General features: G+C 47.6%; 12 protein-coding genes. 9 read left to right on the top strand and 3 right to left on the bottom strand.

Going from position 1 to position 16,092, the window contains the following annotated elements; genetic code table 11:
- The first annotated feature begins 31 nt into the window (after positions 1–31).
- From B5Z18_RS12750 to B5Z18_RS12740, 3 genes are all read left to right on the top strand, one after another.
- Positions 32–1,240 (top strand): molybdopterin molybdotransferase MoeA, encoded by a 1,209-nt coding sequence (locus tag B5Z18_RS12750; RefSeq protein ID WP_079469714.1) that lies wholly within the window; start codon positions 32–34, stop codon positions 1,238–1,240.
- An 88-nt stretch (positions 1,241–1,328) separates the two neighbouring features.
- A complete protein-coding gene (locus B5Z18_RS12745; protein WP_235015916.1) occupies positions 1,329–2,777 on the top strand; it encodes a DUF1800 domain-containing protein in 1,449 nt (482 codons plus the stop codon).
- Between the two features lie 24 nt (positions 2,778–2,801).
- Positions 2,802–4,007, top strand: coding sequence for a DUF1501 domain-containing protein (locus B5Z18_RS12740; protein WP_079469713.1), 1,206 nt, complete (start codon positions 2,802–2,804; stop codon positions 4,005–4,007).
- 36 nt (positions 4,008–4,043) lie between these two features.
- Here the strand turns inward: B5Z18_RS12740 and B5Z18_RS12735 are convergent, their stop codons facing one another.
- The 3 genes from B5Z18_RS12735 to B5Z18_RS12725 form a co-directional block, all read right to left on the bottom strand.
- Positions 4,044–4,556, bottom strand: coding sequence for a hypothetical protein (locus B5Z18_RS12735; RefSeq protein WP_079469712.1), 513 nt, complete (start codon positions 4,554–4,556; stop codon positions 4,044–4,046).
- Positions 4,557–4,682: 126 nt separating this feature from the next.
- Positions 4,683–6,731, bottom strand: coding sequence for an OPT family oligopeptide transporter (locus B5Z18_RS12730; protein ID WP_079469711.1), 2,049 nt, complete (start codon positions 6,729–6,731; stop codon positions 4,683–4,685).
- A gap of 113 nt (positions 6,732–6,844) precedes the next feature.
- The gene (locus B5Z18_RS12725) at positions 6,845–8,551 is read right to left on the bottom strand and encodes a peptide MFS transporter (protein WP_079469710.1); all 1,707 of its coding nucleotides are present in this window, start codon (positions 8,549–8,551) and stop codon (positions 6,845–6,847) included.
- A 170-nt stretch (positions 8,552–8,721) separates the two neighbouring features.
- Here B5Z18_RS12725 and purD point away from each other — a divergent pair, with 170 nt between their 5' ends.
- The 6 genes from purD (at position 8,722) to rodA (ending at position 16,090) form a co-directional block, all read left to right on the top strand.
- Positions 8,722–9,999: a phosphoribosylamine--glycine ligase gene (purD, locus tag B5Z18_RS12720; RefSeq protein WP_079469709.1), complete on the top strand. Its 1,278-nt coding sequence runs from the start codon at positions 8,722–8,724 to the stop codon at positions 9,997–9,999.
- Between the two features lie 259 nt (positions 10,000–10,258).
- The gene (locus B5Z18_RS12715; RefSeq protein WP_441573244.1) at positions 10,259–11,296 is read left to right on the top strand and encodes a rod shape-determining protein; all 1,038 of its coding nucleotides are present in this window, start codon (positions 10,259–10,261) and stop codon (positions 11,294–11,296) included.
- Positions 11,297–11,388: 92 nt separating this feature from the next.
- Complete coding sequence (gene mreC, locus B5Z18_RS12710) at positions 11,389–12,276, top strand: rod shape-determining protein MreC (RefSeq protein WP_079469707.1); 888 nt, start codon at positions 11,389–11,391, stop codon at positions 12,274–12,276.
- Complete coding sequence (locus B5Z18_RS12705) at positions 12,273–12,782, top strand: hypothetical protein (RefSeq protein ID WP_079469706.1); 510 nt, start codon at positions 12,273–12,275, stop codon at positions 12,780–12,782. Before mreC ends, B5Z18_RS12705 begins: the two co-directional genes overlap by 4 nt.
- 53 nt (positions 12,783–12,835) lie before the next feature.
- On the top strand, positions 12,836–14,773 hold the full coding sequence (mrdA, locus tag B5Z18_RS12700) for a penicillin-binding protein 2 (protein WP_079469705.1): 1,938 nt from the start codon (positions 12,836–12,838) through the stop codon (positions 14,771–14,773).
- Between the two features lie 30 nt (positions 14,774–14,803).
- The gene (gene rodA, locus B5Z18_RS12695; protein ID WP_079469704.1) at positions 14,804–16,090 is read left to right on the top strand and encodes a rod shape-determining protein RodA; all 1,287 of its coding nucleotides are present in this window, start codon (positions 14,804–14,806) and stop codon (positions 16,088–16,090) included.
- Positions 16,091–16,092: the final 2 nt, after the last annotated feature.

Here is a 16,092-nt window from a genome sequence, read left to right as displayed (position 1 = left end):
ACAAGTTCACTTTACACAAAAGTAATTCAAAATGATGTTGACTGTTGCTGCTGCATTTAAGGCTGTGATGCAAACTGTGCGGGATCTGGGTACTGAAACGGTACCGTTTGAATCCGCTGCCGGCCGTATTTTGCGGGAGCCTGTACTGGCCGACAGGCCCTTTCCGCCATTTGACCGCGTAACAATGGATGGTATCGCTGTCAATTACGACAGCTTCGCCCGGGGCCAGCATATTTTTGGCGTGGAAGACGTACAGGCTGCGGGCACACCGCAGCTGCAGCTTTCCAATACTGCCAACTGTATTGAAGTAATGACCGGAGCCATTTTGCCGGAAATGACGGATACAGTTATTCAATATGAACACCTCACGCCCTCCGAACATGAAGGATTCCGCCGCTTTACTGTTCATGGCGCTGTAAAGAAGGGGCAAAATATTCATAGAAAAGGCTCGGATGTGGATAGCGGGTCCGTACTGATAAAGCCCGGCACCCGCATAGGTGCGGCTGAAGCCGGTGTGCTGGCCACCGTGGGCCAAACCACGGTGGAAGTAAGCAAATTGCCCCGTGTGGTGGTAATTGCTACGGGAGATGAACTAGTAGCGGTACATGAAACACCGGAACCCCACCAGGTGCGCATTTCCAATGTATACAGCCTGCTGGCATCGCTGTCGGAAATGGGTATTCCTGCCCGTTATGTGCACCTGCCGGACGATGAAGCAGCTATGAAAGACCAGCTCCTGCCATTGCTGGCCGAAACCGATATATGGATCAGCTCCGGCGCGGTAAGTGCAGGTATGTTCGATTACCTGCCTGCCGTACTGCAACAGCTGGGAATGCAACAGGTATTCCATAAAGTGCAGCAGCGGCCCGGAAAGCCTTTCCTGTTCGGCACTTTCAAAGATGGTCCCGTTGTGTTTGCCTTACCCGGCAACCCCGTATCGGGCTTTATGTGTTTTTACAGGTACATACACGCGTGGATACAATCCGCTATGGGCGCGGCATTGCCGGAGCCCTGCTATGCGCAGTTATCGGAGAAAGTTATTTTTGACGCCGCATTGGAATATTATTTGCCTGTAAAATTACAATCACAACCCAACGGCATACTGGTGGCCATACCGCAGCCTTACCAGGGCTCGGGCGATCTGGCCAGTTTGCTTAAAGCAGATGCATTTCTCACCCTGCCACTGGAAGAAAGTGTTTTTGAAAAAGGAAGCAGTTACCAGGTGTGGAAGTTCCGTTAACAACCGTTCCCGGTGATTATTTCTGTGATACGCCGCTGATTGGTTAAACCCGTTCTGCATTTGATAGTCTCACTATAAATCAATGCTTATGGCTGAAGTTGCCCGTAAAATTCAGATGCAACATCTCGCCTGGCGCGCTGGCTTTGGAGAAACCCTCCCTGTGATCTCTCACTGGGAAAGCAAAAGGCGGGAAAAAATTGTGAATAAGATACTTATCGGCCCTGCAAGAGCGTCAGTTACTTCTGTAGATGTAGTAGCAGCAGATGATCTTCCGGATTACCGGAAGCAGAAAACAATGACACCGGAGGAAAAGAAAAGTGTGCGGCAGATGAATGACCAGGGCATTAAAGACCTGAATGTATCATGGGTAAATGCGATGGTACAGAGTGAACATCCCCTCCGCGAAAAAATGAGTCTTTTCTGGCATGGTCATTTTGCCTGCCGCACGCAAAACGTATTATTTAATCAGCAGCTGCTATCGGTAGTGCGTGAAAATGCACTCGGCAATTTTGGAGATCTGCTCAGTGCAGTATCCAAAAGCCCGGCTATGCTGCAATTCCTCAATAATCAGCAGAACCGAAAACAACATCCCAATGAAAATTTTGCCCGCGAAGTGATGGAGCTATTCACGATGGGAAGAGGTAACTATTCCGAACATGATGTGAAAGAAGCAGCAAGAGCCTTTACCGGATGGGGTTTTGATGAAACCGGCACTTTTGTTTTCCGGCAAAAACAACATGACGATGGTGTGAAAAATTTCCTGGGCAAACAGGGAAATTTTAATGGAGATGATGTACTGAAAATACTTTTGGAGCAACGGCACACCGCCAGGTTCATTACCGCAAAAATATACCAGTACTTTGTGTCTGAAACCCCTGATGAAGCGCGGATTACCGCGTTGTCGGAAAAGTTTTACCAGTCGGGTTACCACATCAAATCGTTGATGAAAGAGATATTTATGGCCGACTGGTTTTACAGTCCGGATATTATCGGTAACAGGATAAAATCGCCCGTGGAGTTGCTGGCAGGTATCCGCAGAACTATTCCCATGACTTTTGAAAAGGAAGAAGTGATGTTGTTGTTTCAGCGCGTATTGGGTCAGTTGCTTTTTTACCCGCCCAATGTAGCCGGCTGGCCCGGCGGGCGGAACTGGATCGACAGTTCCAGCCTGATGTTCCGGTTACGTGTGCCACAGGTGATATTGTATTCCCAGGCGTTTAATGTAAAGCCCAAAGAGCTGACGCCTGAAATGGGCGAAGGCGCTAACTATAAAATGACGCTGCAGATCAATGATTTCCTGAAACGGCAATTCGCAAAAAAAGTAAATGCAAATGTGAATTGGGACCCTTACGTGGCCGGCTTCGAAAAGATACCGAGAGAGAAACTGGCAGATGAAATTGCCGGCGTTTTATTGCAGCAGCCCGGCAATATCAGCCGCCAGCTGTTGGAAAAATATGCTGATAGCAGCAGCCGGGAAAACTATATCAAAACGGTAACGATTGATGTGATGAGTACACCGGAATATCAATTGTGTTAACTACTAACCGCTAAAAGTTATGCTATGCTGATTCTCAACAGGCGTCGTTTTTTACAGGTAGGTTCATTGGCTTCAGCAGCGATGATGATGCCAAAGTTCCTGAAAGCACTGGAAAGAGGGCATCTCGCACCTCCCGGCAACAAGGTGCTGGTGATCATCCAGCTATCCGGTGGTAATGATGGATTGAATACTATTATTCCTTATCGTAACGATATTTATTATAAGGCGCGCCCGGCGCTGGGCATAAAAAGGGAAGCTGCCCTTTCCCTGAATGATGAACTGGGAATACACCCGGCGCTGAAAGGGTTAAAGGCCCTGTATGATGATGGTGCGCTGGGCATTCTGAACAATGTAGGCTATCCTAACCCGGATCGCTCGCATTTCCGCTCTATGGATATCTGGCACTCTGCGAGCCAGTCGAACGAGTACTGGTCTGATGGCTGGATAGGCCGCTACCTCGATGCGCAATGCAAGGGTTGTGATAAACCCACACAGGCGCTGGAAATAGATGATACCCTGAGCCTGGCGCTGAAAGGCGACAGCGATAAAGGGCTTGCAATGACAGACCCCGCAAGGCTTTACGGTACCAGTAATGATAAATATTTTGCGGAACTTTTAAAGCAGCATACCAGCGATAACGATCATCACAATAATGCGGATTACCTGTATAAAACGATGGGTGAAACCATTTCTTCTGCAGCCTATATCCAGCAACAGTTTAAAACATATAAATCTTCCGCTCCCTATCCCAATACAGAACTGGGAAGGAACCTGCGAACCATTGCCAACCTGGTAATGTCGGATATCAACACCAAAGTATATTATGTGTCGCATGGTAGTTTTGATACCCATGTAAACCAGCAGGATCAACAGGCCCGCCTGTTTGGTCAGCTAAGTGATGCGTTAACGGTATTTACGGATGATCTGAAGGCGAATCATCGTTTTGAGGATGTTGTAGTGATGACTTTCTCTGAATTTGGAAGAAGGGTAAGCCAGAATGCCAGTGGAGGTACCGATCATGGTACTGCGAATAATATGTTCCTGGTGGGTGGCGGGCTAAAGCAGCCGGGGCTTATCAACGATGGTCCGGACCTGCTTAACCTGAAAGATGGGGACCTGCAATACCAGGTTGACTTTAAAAGCGTGTATGCTACCCTGTTATCTAACTGGCTGGGTGCTGATGATAAAGCAGTACTGAAAAATACCTATTCTCATCTATCGTTTGTTTAGTGCGGAGGGAAAATATTTCACCTCCGCCCCGCCCCGTTATTGTCCCTGTTGACTGATGAGCGCTCTGAAAGCTCCGTCTTTAGTAACGCGCGTCCCGCCAGCGCCGGAGGCATCTTTCAATGTTCCGGAAAAAGTTCCTTCTACCGTAAGGTTATCTATACTGGTAATAGTAATTTTAAAATCAGTGCTTCCTGCTGAAGTAAGGTTGGTGTAGTAAGTGCTGTTCAAAGCGATCAGTAAGCCATTTCCTTTCTGTGTAGCGGGATACACGCCCGGTTTGAAAGGCATGGATGCTGTAGCTAAGCTGAAGGTGATCACATCTCCGTTATAGCTCTGGCCGGTGATTTCCATAGTGGGATAATCATTATCCGGGTTTTCGTCCGTAAGATTTGGCAGGGTGATAGTGCCTTTGGGATTTTCTGAAAGATAAACCCTGTCGTCCAGCTTCAATGAAATAAATCTGCGTTGGCGGCTATCGTCTTTATCCTTGCCGCAGGATGTGCCCAGTAAAACAATGGCGCTGAGCATTGCGGTAACTAATATGCGCATAGGTTATATTATAATCAGTTCTAATTAATCAACGGCTAAATTAAACATTTAAAAATAAAAACGGATGCCGGTAATGGATTGTTACACCCCGTTACCGGCATCAGTAATGATCTTGAAAAGTTGGATCTAGGCTTTGCGGGCGGTGCGGTACAGGTACCAGCCCATAAACGCAAAAAAGGCGCATCCTATTATATAGTAGCCACCCTGCCCGAGGATATTTGTAAGCAGCTGTTGATTATTGAGTTTGGCAAGAATGACAGCGGACCAGTCGAAACCCGCGAGAATAGCGATAATCACGCCGGCTACCGCACCACCGGCCACGAGTCCTGTGGCAAACAGGTTGCCTTTACCTAGTTCCTCTTCTTCCGGAGATATTTTTTTATTGGCTTTCTTTTGTTGGTGATCAACCACACCACGGATAGCGCCACCAACAAAGATGGGCAATGTAGTGGATAATGGAAGATAGGCGCCCACTGCGAAAGAGAGCGAATTAACGCCGCACAGTTCCATTGTTACAGACAGGAACACTCCTACCAGTACAAATTGCCAGTCGAGGTTAAATGAAAGAATACCTTTTGCCAGTGTAGCCATGAGGGTACCCTGCGGGGCAGGATAATATGCGCTGCCGATTGCGTGTTCGGTAACACCGTGCGCAATCATATCTGCCGTAGGCTTATCCAGGAACTTCACTGTTAAACCTATTACCACAGAGGATACAATGGCGCCAATGAACAACGCTATTTGCTGGTACATAGGCGTGGCGCCTACGATGTAGCCCGATTTCAGATCCTGGGAAGTGCCGCCGGCATTGGCTGCTGCGATACAGATCATACCGCCTACCACCAGTGCCATTGGTTCATATAGTTTGCCGGTCCAGCCTACGGCGATAAACACCAGGCAGGTGCCCATCAGTGTGGCGATGGTCATACCGGAAATAGGATTGTTGGAAGAGCCGATTAGCCCTACAATACGGCTGGATACCGTAACGAAGAATGCGCCGAAAACGACTACGAGCAAACCTACCAGTAATTTTTTACCGATAGAATCGCCTGGAAGCTGTGGTAAGAAAGCCATCAGCAGGATGAGGGCAATACTGCCAAACAGCACTACTTTCAGGCTAAGATCCCTTTCTGTTCTGGGTACATTTCCTTTTTCGTCTGTACTGCCGGAGCCATCTTTAATAGCGCCTATGCTTCCTTTGAAAGAGGAGATGATAGTAGGGATAGTTTTCAGCAGGGTGATGAAACCACCTGCTGCTACGGCGCCTGCGCCGATTTGTCTTACGTATGCGTAATAAACGGCGGAAGAATAATCGGAGAAAGTGTGTGTGAGCGGATTCCAGTCGCCCTGCCCGCCTGGTGTTTGCAGGTTAGCGAGGTAGCCTATTTTCACCAGCTGCGTGGCAATCACATCTGCCGGCAGCAATGATGCGAGCAGCGGGATGAGTGCCAGCCACGACAGCACGCCGCCGGCCACCAGCACGCCCGCAATGCGTGGACCGATGATATAACCCACACCCATATACTCCGGGGTGATATCAGCGCTGATTTTAGCGGAAGGGAAAAATTTACTGGCCTGTTTGGTCATGTATTCCGGTGTTTCGGCAATGACGTGCAGGATCTTTTGCAGGATGGCATAAGCAAAAGCAAAGCCCAGTCCGTAGAAGGCAGTTTTTGCAAAGTCGCCGCCTTTCTCCCCTGCTATCAGTACATCGCCGCAGGCAGTGCCTTCGGGATAAGGCAGGGTTTTATGTTCTTTTACAATCAGTGATTTTCTTAAAGGGATCATCATCAGGGTACCGAGAATACCGCCGAATATGGCCAGGATGAGGATGGTGAAGTAGTTAAAGAACTGCGTACCGCCGCCATCACTGAGGAACAGGAATCCCGGCAGCGTGAATACTACCCCCGCAGCAATGGACTCGCCGGCAGATCCGGTAGTTTGGATAATGTTGTTTTCCAGGATGGTGGTCTTGAAAAATTTTCTTCCTAAGGTAATAGCGATAACAGCAATAGGAATAGATGCAGAAACGGTAAGACCTGCTTTCAGCGCGAGGTACACGGTGGCCGCTCCGAAGATGACGCCAAAAACACAGCCCAGTAAAATGGATTTCAGCGTAAATTCTTTCATTTGTACGCCGGGTAAAACAAAGGGTTTGAAGTTGTTATCAGACATAAGATTGTTTATGGATTACAGGTAGAGATGTAATAAGGAATGAATTTACTTTTAAAAAAGGAAAGGAGGAAAGTTATCAGCTTTCCTCCTTTCCTTTTTATAATAAGGGTGACTTACCTAACACCGTGCATCCATTTTTTCAGGAAGCTGGTAGACAGGAACAGCAGTATGGCTGCGGCGCCTGGCAGGATTACAAACACCATGAAAAACTCATAAAGGTTGTGGATGGTGAAGCCTGCGAAGGTTGGGTAATGTGTAGCCAGTTTAAGTTCTTGTAATTTATCCATCTGCTGTGCGGTAGCGGTGATGGTGCCATCGAGGATGCCTTTCAGGTCGATACCGTTATCAGTAGCGAGTTTGTATTTATCCAGGGTTGGCGGCAGCAGGGCGCCGAGGGTACCGGCAAGTGCGTAACCGGCAGCATTGGCGAGGAACCATACGCCCATGAGCAGGGAAGAGAAACGGTGAGGGGCCAGTTTGGATACCAGCGACAAGCCTATCGGCGACAAGCACAATTCGCCGAGGGTATGGAAGAGGTACATCAGGATCAACCAGCTTACGCCCAGTTTCTCGTTAGGTCCGAGATTTTTCATCTGTATAGCGATGATAAAGAATCCGAGTGCCAGCAATGCCAGTCCGAGTGATTGTTTCATCGGGGAGATGGGCTCCAGGTTGCGTTGTTGTAATTTGAGCCATAACCAGCTGAAAGGCAATGCAAATACGATGATGAAGATAGAGTTGGCGTTTTGAACGAAGGAAGGAGGCATATCCCAGCCGAAGAGGCGGCGATCTGTCTGGTAATCAGCTACAAAGGTAAGGGAGGAACCGGCTTGTTCGAAGCAGGCCCAGAAGAAGATAACGAAGAAGGCCACGAAATAGATAACGGTGATCTGTTGTCTTTCTACTTTGGTAATAGATTTATCGGTAAGGATCAGTACTGCAAGGCTGATACCGGCGGCATATATAAAAGGATATACCCATGATTTGATCGGGTTGGGATCGAGCGACAGGTAGTGGATACTAAAAAAGAGGGCTACCATTAAAACCAGTACGCCAACGATAGCGCCGGTAGTAAATTTGGCTTTGTCGGCTTCGCCGGTTATGGAAGAAGGTTTGGAGAAATCCGGTTTACCGCCGATGGCTTCACCGTTTGGCTTTACCACGTATTTGTCTTTCAGGAAGAAGAAGAGGATCGTTCCTGTGAACATGGCTATACTGGCAGCGAGGAAACCCCATTTGAAAGCGCTCACCATTCTTACACCGTCTACTTTCACGTCACCGAGGATCGGGCAGATGAGCATACCGAGGAAGGCGCCCATGTTGATACCCATGTAAAAGATGGTGAAGGCAGAATCGAGACGGCCGTCGTTTTTCGGATACAGCTGGCCCACCATAGAAGAGATGTTGGGTTTAAAGAAGCCGTTACCGAAGATGATGATGAAGAGGGCGAGCCAAACGATGGTTTTGGCTGTTTCCACGTTGGTAGCGTAGATTGTGGCGCTGAGTACCATGAGGAGCTGGCCAACGCCCATTATAAAACCACCTAATATAATACAGTTCCTGTTACCGAGGTATCTGTCGGAGATGTATCCTCCCAGCATGGGGGTGAGATAACATAAGCCAAGAAAGCCGCCGTAAATGATAGAGGAGTCTGCTTCGGAAAAAGCCAGTGCATTTACCAGGAAGAGCGTGAGTAACGCCCGCATACCATAAAAGTTAAACCGTTCCCACATTTCCGTGGCAAATAATACTGAGAGCCCTTTAGGGTGGCCCTTCTCAGAGGCAATAGGGGACTCTTGTGCAACAGTAGTTTGCATCATAAATTGGTTAGTTTTAGCAATAGTTGTTTTAGATTTCGTGAACCTTTAAATGTGGCAAGTTAAATAAAATCGTTAATCTGCGTAAAAAAATGGTATAAATGCTCATTTTTTGCGGTTTTTTGATCTTTCTTTGCACTTTCTTTCGCATCTGCATTTATTAGGCAATTCATATGAACATACTATTACTTGGAAGTGGTGGCCGGGAACACGCACTGGCCCTTAAAATGTCACAAAGCACCCTTTGCGGTCAACTGTTTATAGCGCCGGGTAATGCCGGTACCGCTCAATGCGGCACGAACGTTAACATGGGAGTGAGTGAATTTGATAAGATAAAGACCTTTTGCCTGGATAATGCGATCGACCTGGTAGTGCCCGGATCTGAAGAGGCCCTGGTAAACGGGATCTATGACTTTTTTCAGAAAGATGCCTTGTTACAGCATATCCCGGTACTGGGCCCATCAAAGGAGGGCGCCCAGCTGGAGGGTAGTAAAGCTTATGCCAAGCTGTTTATGCAGCGGAACAATATTCCTACGGCTGCTTACCGGGAATTTAGTGAAGAGAATTATGAAGAAGGATTGGCTTATCTTCAGCAGCACTCCTTACCAATTGTGTTAAAGGCCGATGGACTGGCCGCAGGTAAAGGCGTGGTGATAGCGGCTTCTTATGAAGAGGCGGCAGAGGAGTTTGAGCAGATGATCAAATCAGCTAAGTTTGGCGATGCCAGCAAAACCGTGGTAGTGGAGCAGTTTCTGACAGGTATTGAGTTGTCTGTATTTGCGATCACCGATGGTCATACCTATAAGATATTACCCGAAGCAAAGGATTATAAAAGAATTGGAGAAGGTGACCTGGGGCTGAATACCGGTGGTATGGGAGCCGTGTCGCCGGTGCCGTTTGCCGACGCTGCTTTTATGAAAAAAGTAGAGGATGATGTGATCCGGCCCACGATAGCAGGGCTTTCCAAAGAAGGTATTGTGTATCATGGCTTTGTGTTTTTTGGCCTGATTAATGTAGAGGGTTCGCCTTTTGTAATTGAATATAACTGCCGTATGGGCGACCCGGAAACGGAAGTTGTGATGCCACGTTTGAAGAATGATGCGTTGGAACTGTTTACTGCAGTAATGACCGGCAAACTGAGCGAGCAAACCATTTACGCTGATGAGCGTGCAGCTGCTACGGTGATGCTGGTATCAAAAGGATATCCTGAAGCATACGAAAAGAATAAGGTGATCAACGGAATTCCGGCGCCTACCCGCGACCAGGTTGTATTTCATGCCGGTACCCGGCAGGAAGGCAACGAGGTGCTAACCAACGGCGGCCGGGTATTGAGCATTACTTCACTGGCGTCTGACCTGTCTTTGGCACTGGCTCATTCTGTACAAACAGCGGAGCAGATTGCGTTTGACGGTAAGGTATACCGCAGGGACATCGGATACGAATTTGTTTAGACGTTAGCCGGAGTTAATCTACAGTAGGGAGGACTGGTACAGGACAATTGAAAAGCGGGACTTGTAAAGGCACAATTTTAGGCAGTAGGAACAATTAAAACGGGGTTATCCCGTTCATCTGGTCGGAGCATAAAGAGAGCAGTTACTATGCCGTTTGTACAACAAATAACTTTTTTTAATATTTAGCTGTATTATTGCAAGAATATCCATTTTTTGCATCGTATATTCGTTGGAATTATTCATTTTTGCATTCTAATTTTTGACCGTATCAACAATGGGATTTTTTAATTTTTTAACGCAGGAAATCGCGATTGATCTTGGTACAGCGAACACGCTGATAATTCATAATGACCAGGTGGTAGTGGACGAGCCTTCCATTGTAGCGATAGAACGGGCTAGTGGCAAAATTGTGGCAGTTGGAAAAAAGGCCATGATGATGCACGAAAAAACACACGAATATCTTCGTACTATACGTCCCCTGAAAGATGGCGTGATAGCGGATTTTAATGCCGCTGAAGGAATGCTCAGGGAACTCATAAAAATGGTTTACCCCAAAAAGCCCTTGTTTGCACCAAGCTGGCGGATGGTGATCTGTATCCCTTCCAGCATTACGGAAGTGGAAAAGAGAGCTGTACGCGACTCTGCAGAACAGGCCGGCGCGAAGGAAGTATACCTGTTGCACGAGCCAATGGCAGCTGCCCTGGGTATCGGTATTGATGTAGAGGAGCCGGTGGGTAATATGATCATTGATATAGGTGGTGGTACTACCGGTATTTCGGTAATTGCCCTGGCTGGTATTGTTTGCGACCAGAGTATCCGTATTGCCGGTGACGAGTTCACTGCTGATATCATGGAAGCCCTGCGCCGTTACCATAGCCTCCTGATAGGTGAAAGAACTGCGGAACAGATTAAGATCCATATCGGGTCAGCCCTGAAGGAACTGGATAACCCGCCGGATGATATTCCTGTTAACGGAAGGGATCTGGTAACCGGTATCCCCAAGCAAATCATGGTATCTTACCAGGAAATTGCGGAAGCCCTTGATAAATCTATCTTTAAAATCGAAGAAGCCATCCTGAAAGCGCTGGAAACAACGCCTCCGGAACTGGCCTCAGATATTTACCGCAGGGGTTTATACCTGACCGGTGGCGGTGCATTGCTGCGCGGACTGGATAAACGTCTTACCCAAAAAATCAAACTGCCGGTGCATGTAGCAGACGATCCGTTACGCGCAGTGGTAAGAGGTACAGGTATTGCCTTAAAGCATGTAGGTAAGTATCCGTTCCTGATGCAATAAAACTATTTGTGATCCGGATATTTTGTTATTCATCCTATTGGGAAGGAACGGCAGGGTATCCGGATAACCAAATCCTAAAATAGTGCGCGCTTGTGCGAAATCTAATCATTTTCTTTAGGCGATATTTTAACTTCTTCTTATTTCTGCTGCTGGAAGTGATTTGTATGGTATTGGTATTCCAGCATAACAACTTTCAGCGAGCCGCCTACCTCAGTTCCGCAAATGACATCAGCGGGAAATTATATGACAAGTATAATAATGTACAGTATTACTTTCACCTGAAGTCGACCAACGACAGCCTGGTGAATGAAAACATGCGCCTGCACAACATGCTCCGTACCAGCTACGACAGCATGGTAACCACCAACGGGATCAAAATTGACACCGTTCGCCAGTACAGCGATGATACAGCCCACCGGATCATTGGCACACAGATCCGCCGGTACGAGTACTTCTCCGCCAAAGTGATCAACAACTCCATCAATAAACCCGTTAACTATATTACTATTCACCGCGGCAGCCTGCAGGGTATCCGTCCTAATATGGGTGTTATCAGTAGCAGCGGCGTGGTAGGTGTGGTGAGAAGCGTGAGCGACAACTACTCCGTGGTATTGTCCATGCTCTCAAAATCCAATTCTGTATCCATCAGCGCCCGCCTGGGTCAGGGAAAAGAAATGGGTTCCGTACACTGGGACGGTGAAGATGCCGGTTATGCCCTGTTGAAAGATGTACCGAAAAGTGCCAAGATACATAAAGGTGATACGGTGGTGACCAGCGGCTTCTCTGCCCTGTTCCCCGAAAATATTCCGATCGGCTATGTGGAAAGCATTGCTGTAGGAGACAAAGCCAGCACCTCATTTACTATCCGGTTAAAATTGGCTACCAATTTCTTTAACCTGCAGTATGTGTATGTGATAGAAAACCTGTTGAAAGAAGAACAACAAAGATTGGAAGATTCAACGTATAAGTTGATTAAATGAGTATACTGTTAAGAAATATAATCCGCTTCGTGCTCCTGCTGTTGATTCAGGTGTTTGTGCTCAATGAAATATTGTTGCACCAGCTGGTGAGCCCCTATCTTTATATGCTGTTTATCCTGGCGCTGCCTTTTAATCTGCCACGCCCGGGGCTTATGCTCCTGGGATTGCTGATGGGGCTTTCACTGGATATGTTTATGAATACGCCTGGTATGCATGCTGCTGCCTGTGTATTCATTGCTTATCTGCGTCCGTTTATTATCAATATCCTATCGCCCCAGGGAGGTTTTGAAACTACCCAGAAAACGCCTTCGATGACCAGTATGGGCGTGTCCCAGTTTCTCATCTATGCCGCTATCCTGGTATTCCTGCACCATGCGCTTTTCTTTACACTGGAAGTATTTGGTATGGGCAACCCGTTATACCTGGTGATGAAGATCATTTTTTCAACACTGGCCAGTCTTTTCCTGATTGTGCTGTATGAATTGCTGTTCTTCTCGAAAAAATAATTTCTGCTTTTTAACGTAGGTTTGTAACTTAAAATAATTCCGTCCTTAATAGCATGTCAGTATTCAATCAGCCCAGGAAGAGAGTAATACAGATGATTATACTTGGGATGGTAATACTGATCATCACCAGGTTATTCTTTCTGCAGGTAGTGGAAAAGAAGTACGCCAAGCTGGCGGATGCCAATGCCGTGCTTCGTAAAGTCATTTATCCAAGCCGGGGTATTATCTACGACCGGCAGAACCGCAGCATCCTCGGCAACGACGTATTATATGACCTCGTGGTAACGCCTGCCAGCGTAAAAAGCATCGATACAGGCTATCTCTGTAATATTTTAAAAATAGATAAGGAAGAATTCAGGAAACGGATTGTTACCGCCATTATCAAAAACGGCCGGGTAAGACAATCAGTTTTTGCCCCCCTGCTGGCGCCGGAAGTATTCGGCCAGCTACAGGAAAGCATGTACCTTTTCCAGCCGGGCTTTGAACTGGTTCCCCGGCAAATCCGCTCCTACCCTTATTCGGCTGCAGCTAATATTCTCGGATATATTGCGGAAATATCCCCCGCCATGTTAAAGGACACAGGGAATTATGCCTCCTATAACTCCGGCGATTATCTGGGGTTCACTGGTCTGGAAAAGACCTATGAAACCGTATTAATGGGACAACGCGGTATACAATACCTGATTAAAGATAACCTGAACAGGCCACAGGGCGCTTACGAAAACGGGGAGTTTGACAGTGCGGCAGTAGCAGGCCGGAACCTGCGGCTTTCCCTGGATATTGAATTACAGGTACTCGGCGAAAAATTAATGAAAGGTAAATCGGGCAGCATCGTGGCCATTGATCCGCAAACCGGCGGTATCCTGGCAATGGTAAGCGGTCCTAGCTTCGATCCCAACCTGCTCACAGGTCCGTACCGGAGCGCCAATTTCAGTAAACTCTATACAGATACTACCAAACCACTGTTTAACCGTGCCATCCAGGCTACTTATCCGCCGGGCTCCACGTTTAAACCGATGATTGCACTGGTAGGACTGGATGAAGGCGTAATTACGCCGAGCTTTGGATACCCTTGTGGCGGCGCTTACTACGGCTGTTCAAGACCTATCAAATGCGAACACCACGACGCCGGTCACGCGGCTAACCTCCGCCTGGCTTTATCGCATTCCTGTAACTCCTATTTTTCGCATGTATACCGTTTGAGTGTGGATGCGGCCAAATTTGGCGGCATCAAGGTAGGCGGCATGCAGAAGTGGGCCGACTATATGAACAACTTCGGCTTTGGCCATAAGATAGGGGTAGATATTCCCAGTGAAGGACGTGGACTGGTGCCCGATAAAAAATACTATGATGCCCGGTACAAAGGCAGCTGGAACTCCTGTACTTCGGTGTTCCTGGGAATTGGTCAGGGTGAGTTGCTGTTAACACCGCTGCAAATGGCCAATGCCATGTGTATTGTGGCTAACCGTGGCTCCTACTATATTCCGCACTTTGTAGCCAGTATTGATAACGATAACACGCATCTCCTGGATAAATACAAACAGAAACACGAAGTAGCGCATATCTCTGATACAGCCTACAGCGCTGTTATTCACGGTATGACAGATGTGGTGGAAAGTGGTACCGGGCGTATTGCGCAGATTGAAGGTATCAGCGTTGGTGGTAAAACCGGTACAGCAGAAAACTACGGTATTGTAAACGGTGTAAGAACAAAACTGAAGAACCATGCGGTGTTTGTGGCCTTTGCCCCTGCTGAAAAAGCACGTATAGCCATTGCCGTGATTGTGGAAAACTCCGGTTTTGGTGCGAAGTATGCAGCGCCTATTGCTAGTTTGATGATGGAGAAATACCTGAAAGACAGTATCTCCACCAAACGTCAGCCGCTGTTGAAAACAGTGATGGAAACAGTAACAATAGATCAGGCCATGCTGGCTAAATCGCATTTGGATTCATTGAATCAGAATGCTGTTATTAAGAAGAACAAGCCTTAACCAATCATCGAATAAACCGATTAATCGATAATGAACCGCTCGCAAGCCAAACTGACACAAGGGATTGACTGGCCAATAGTTGGCCTGTACCTGGCATTGGTGATCATAGGCATCATGTCCATTTTTGCTGCGGAATACCGGGGTGATGATAACGTGTGGCAGGATATCCTTCATCCAAGTAAAAATTATTCCAGACAGCTGATCTGGTTTGGTGTATCCATTGTACTGGCAGCAGTGATATGGCTTACAGACAGTAAATTTTTTACGGCCACGGCCAACCTGATGTATGCAGGCGGGCTACTGCTTTTGTTGCTGGTACTGGGCATCGGTAAAGATGTGAAGGGATCGCATTCCTGGCTGGTGATCGGGGGATTCCAGTTTCAGCCGGCGGAGCTGACCAAGCTCTGTACCAACCTGGCCCTCGCCAAATACCTGTCGTCGCAGGAAACTGATTTCACGAAACTACGATCGAGACTGATTGCCGCTGCATTGGCCCTGATACCTGCCGGTATCATCATTTTGCAGGACGAAACAGGATTGGCGTTGGTATATTTTTCCTTTTTCCTGGTGATGTTCCGCGAAGGATTACCCGGCGTATTGCTGGTGATAGCCTTTTCGGGCATTGTGCTGGTACTGTCGGCCCTGCTGGTTGACCGAACGATACTGTTTATCATTTTTACGGTCATCACCGCGCTGGTCATATACTTTATGCGGCGCGAAATAAAACGAAAGCGATCGAAGCTTGCACTGATACTGGGGGTATATGCCTTCTGCGGACTGTTTGTAATGTTCATCGTTCCCTTTGTATTTACCAAAGTGCTGAAAGACTACCAGGTACGCCGTATTGAAGTAATGCTGGGTAAGGAAAATGATCCCAAGGCGACCTACAATACCAGGCAGAGTATGATTGCCATCGGTTCCGGCGGCTTCTGGGGAAAGGGGTACCTGAAAGGCACCCAAACCCGTTATGATTTTGTACCTGAACAAAGTACCGACTTTATCTTTTGTACTGTGGGAGAAGATTTCGGCTTCTTCGGGAGCGTGATTTTCCTGGGTATTTATGTAGCCCTGCTTTTCCGGATCATTTTTGTGGCGGAGCGACAGCGATCGACCTTTACGCGGGTGTATGCCTATGGAGTAGCCAGTATCATCTTTTTCCACCTGGCTATTAATATTGCTATGACGATCGGTCTTGCGCCGGTGATCGGGATTCCGTTGCCACTGGTGAGCTATGGCGGGTCTTCCCTGATGACCTTTACCATGCTGATATTTATACTGCTGCGGCTGGATGCCGACCGGCAGATGGTGTTAAGATAGTA

The sequence above is a fragment of the Chitinophaga ginsengisegetis genome (genome assembly GCF_900168065.1).
Taxonomy (GTDB): domain Bacteria; phylum Bacteroidota; class Bacteroidia; order Chitinophagales; family Chitinophagaceae; genus Chitinophaga; species Chitinophaga ginsengisegetis.
Note: the sequence above shows the minus strand (reverse complement) of the source record. Positions and strands in the feature narration are given on the sequence as shown.

Coding starts and splice junctions, on each gene's coding strand:
- B5Z18_RS12750 (WP_079469714.1), top strand. CDS start 32: ATGATGTTGACTGTTGCTGCTGCATTTAAGGCTGTGATGCAAACTGTG.
- B5Z18_RS12745 (WP_235015916.1), top strand. CDS start 1,329: ATGGCTGAAGTTGCCCGTAAAATTCAGATGCAACATCTCGCCTGGCGC.
- B5Z18_RS12740 (WP_079469713.1), top strand. CDS start 2,802: ATGCTGATTCTCAACAGGCGTCGTTTTTTACAGGTAGGTTCATTGGCT.
- B5Z18_RS12735 (WP_079469712.1), bottom strand. CDS start 4,556: ATGCGCATATTAGTTACCGCAATGCTCAGCGCCATTGTTTTACTGGGC.
- B5Z18_RS12730 (WP_079469711.1), bottom strand. CDS start 6,731: ATGTCTGATAACAACTTCAAACCCTTTGTTTTACCCGGCGTACAAATG.
- B5Z18_RS12725 (WP_079469710.1), bottom strand. CDS start 8,551: ATGATGCAAACTACTGTTGCACAAGAGTCCCCTATTGCCTCTGAGAAG.
- purD (WP_079469709.1), top strand. CDS start 8,722: ATGAACATACTATTACTTGGAAGTGGTGGCCGGGAACACGCACTGGCC.
- B5Z18_RS12705 (WP_079469706.1), top strand. CDS start 12,273: ATGAGTATACTGTTAAGAAATATAATCCGCTTCGTGCTCCTGCTGTTG.
- mrdA (WP_079469705.1), top strand. CDS start 12,836: ATGTCAGTATTCAATCAGCCCAGGAAGAGAGTAATACAGATGATTATA.
- rodA (WP_079469704.1), top strand. CDS start 14,804: ATGAACCGCTCGCAAGCCAAACTGACACAAGGGATTGACTGGCCAATA.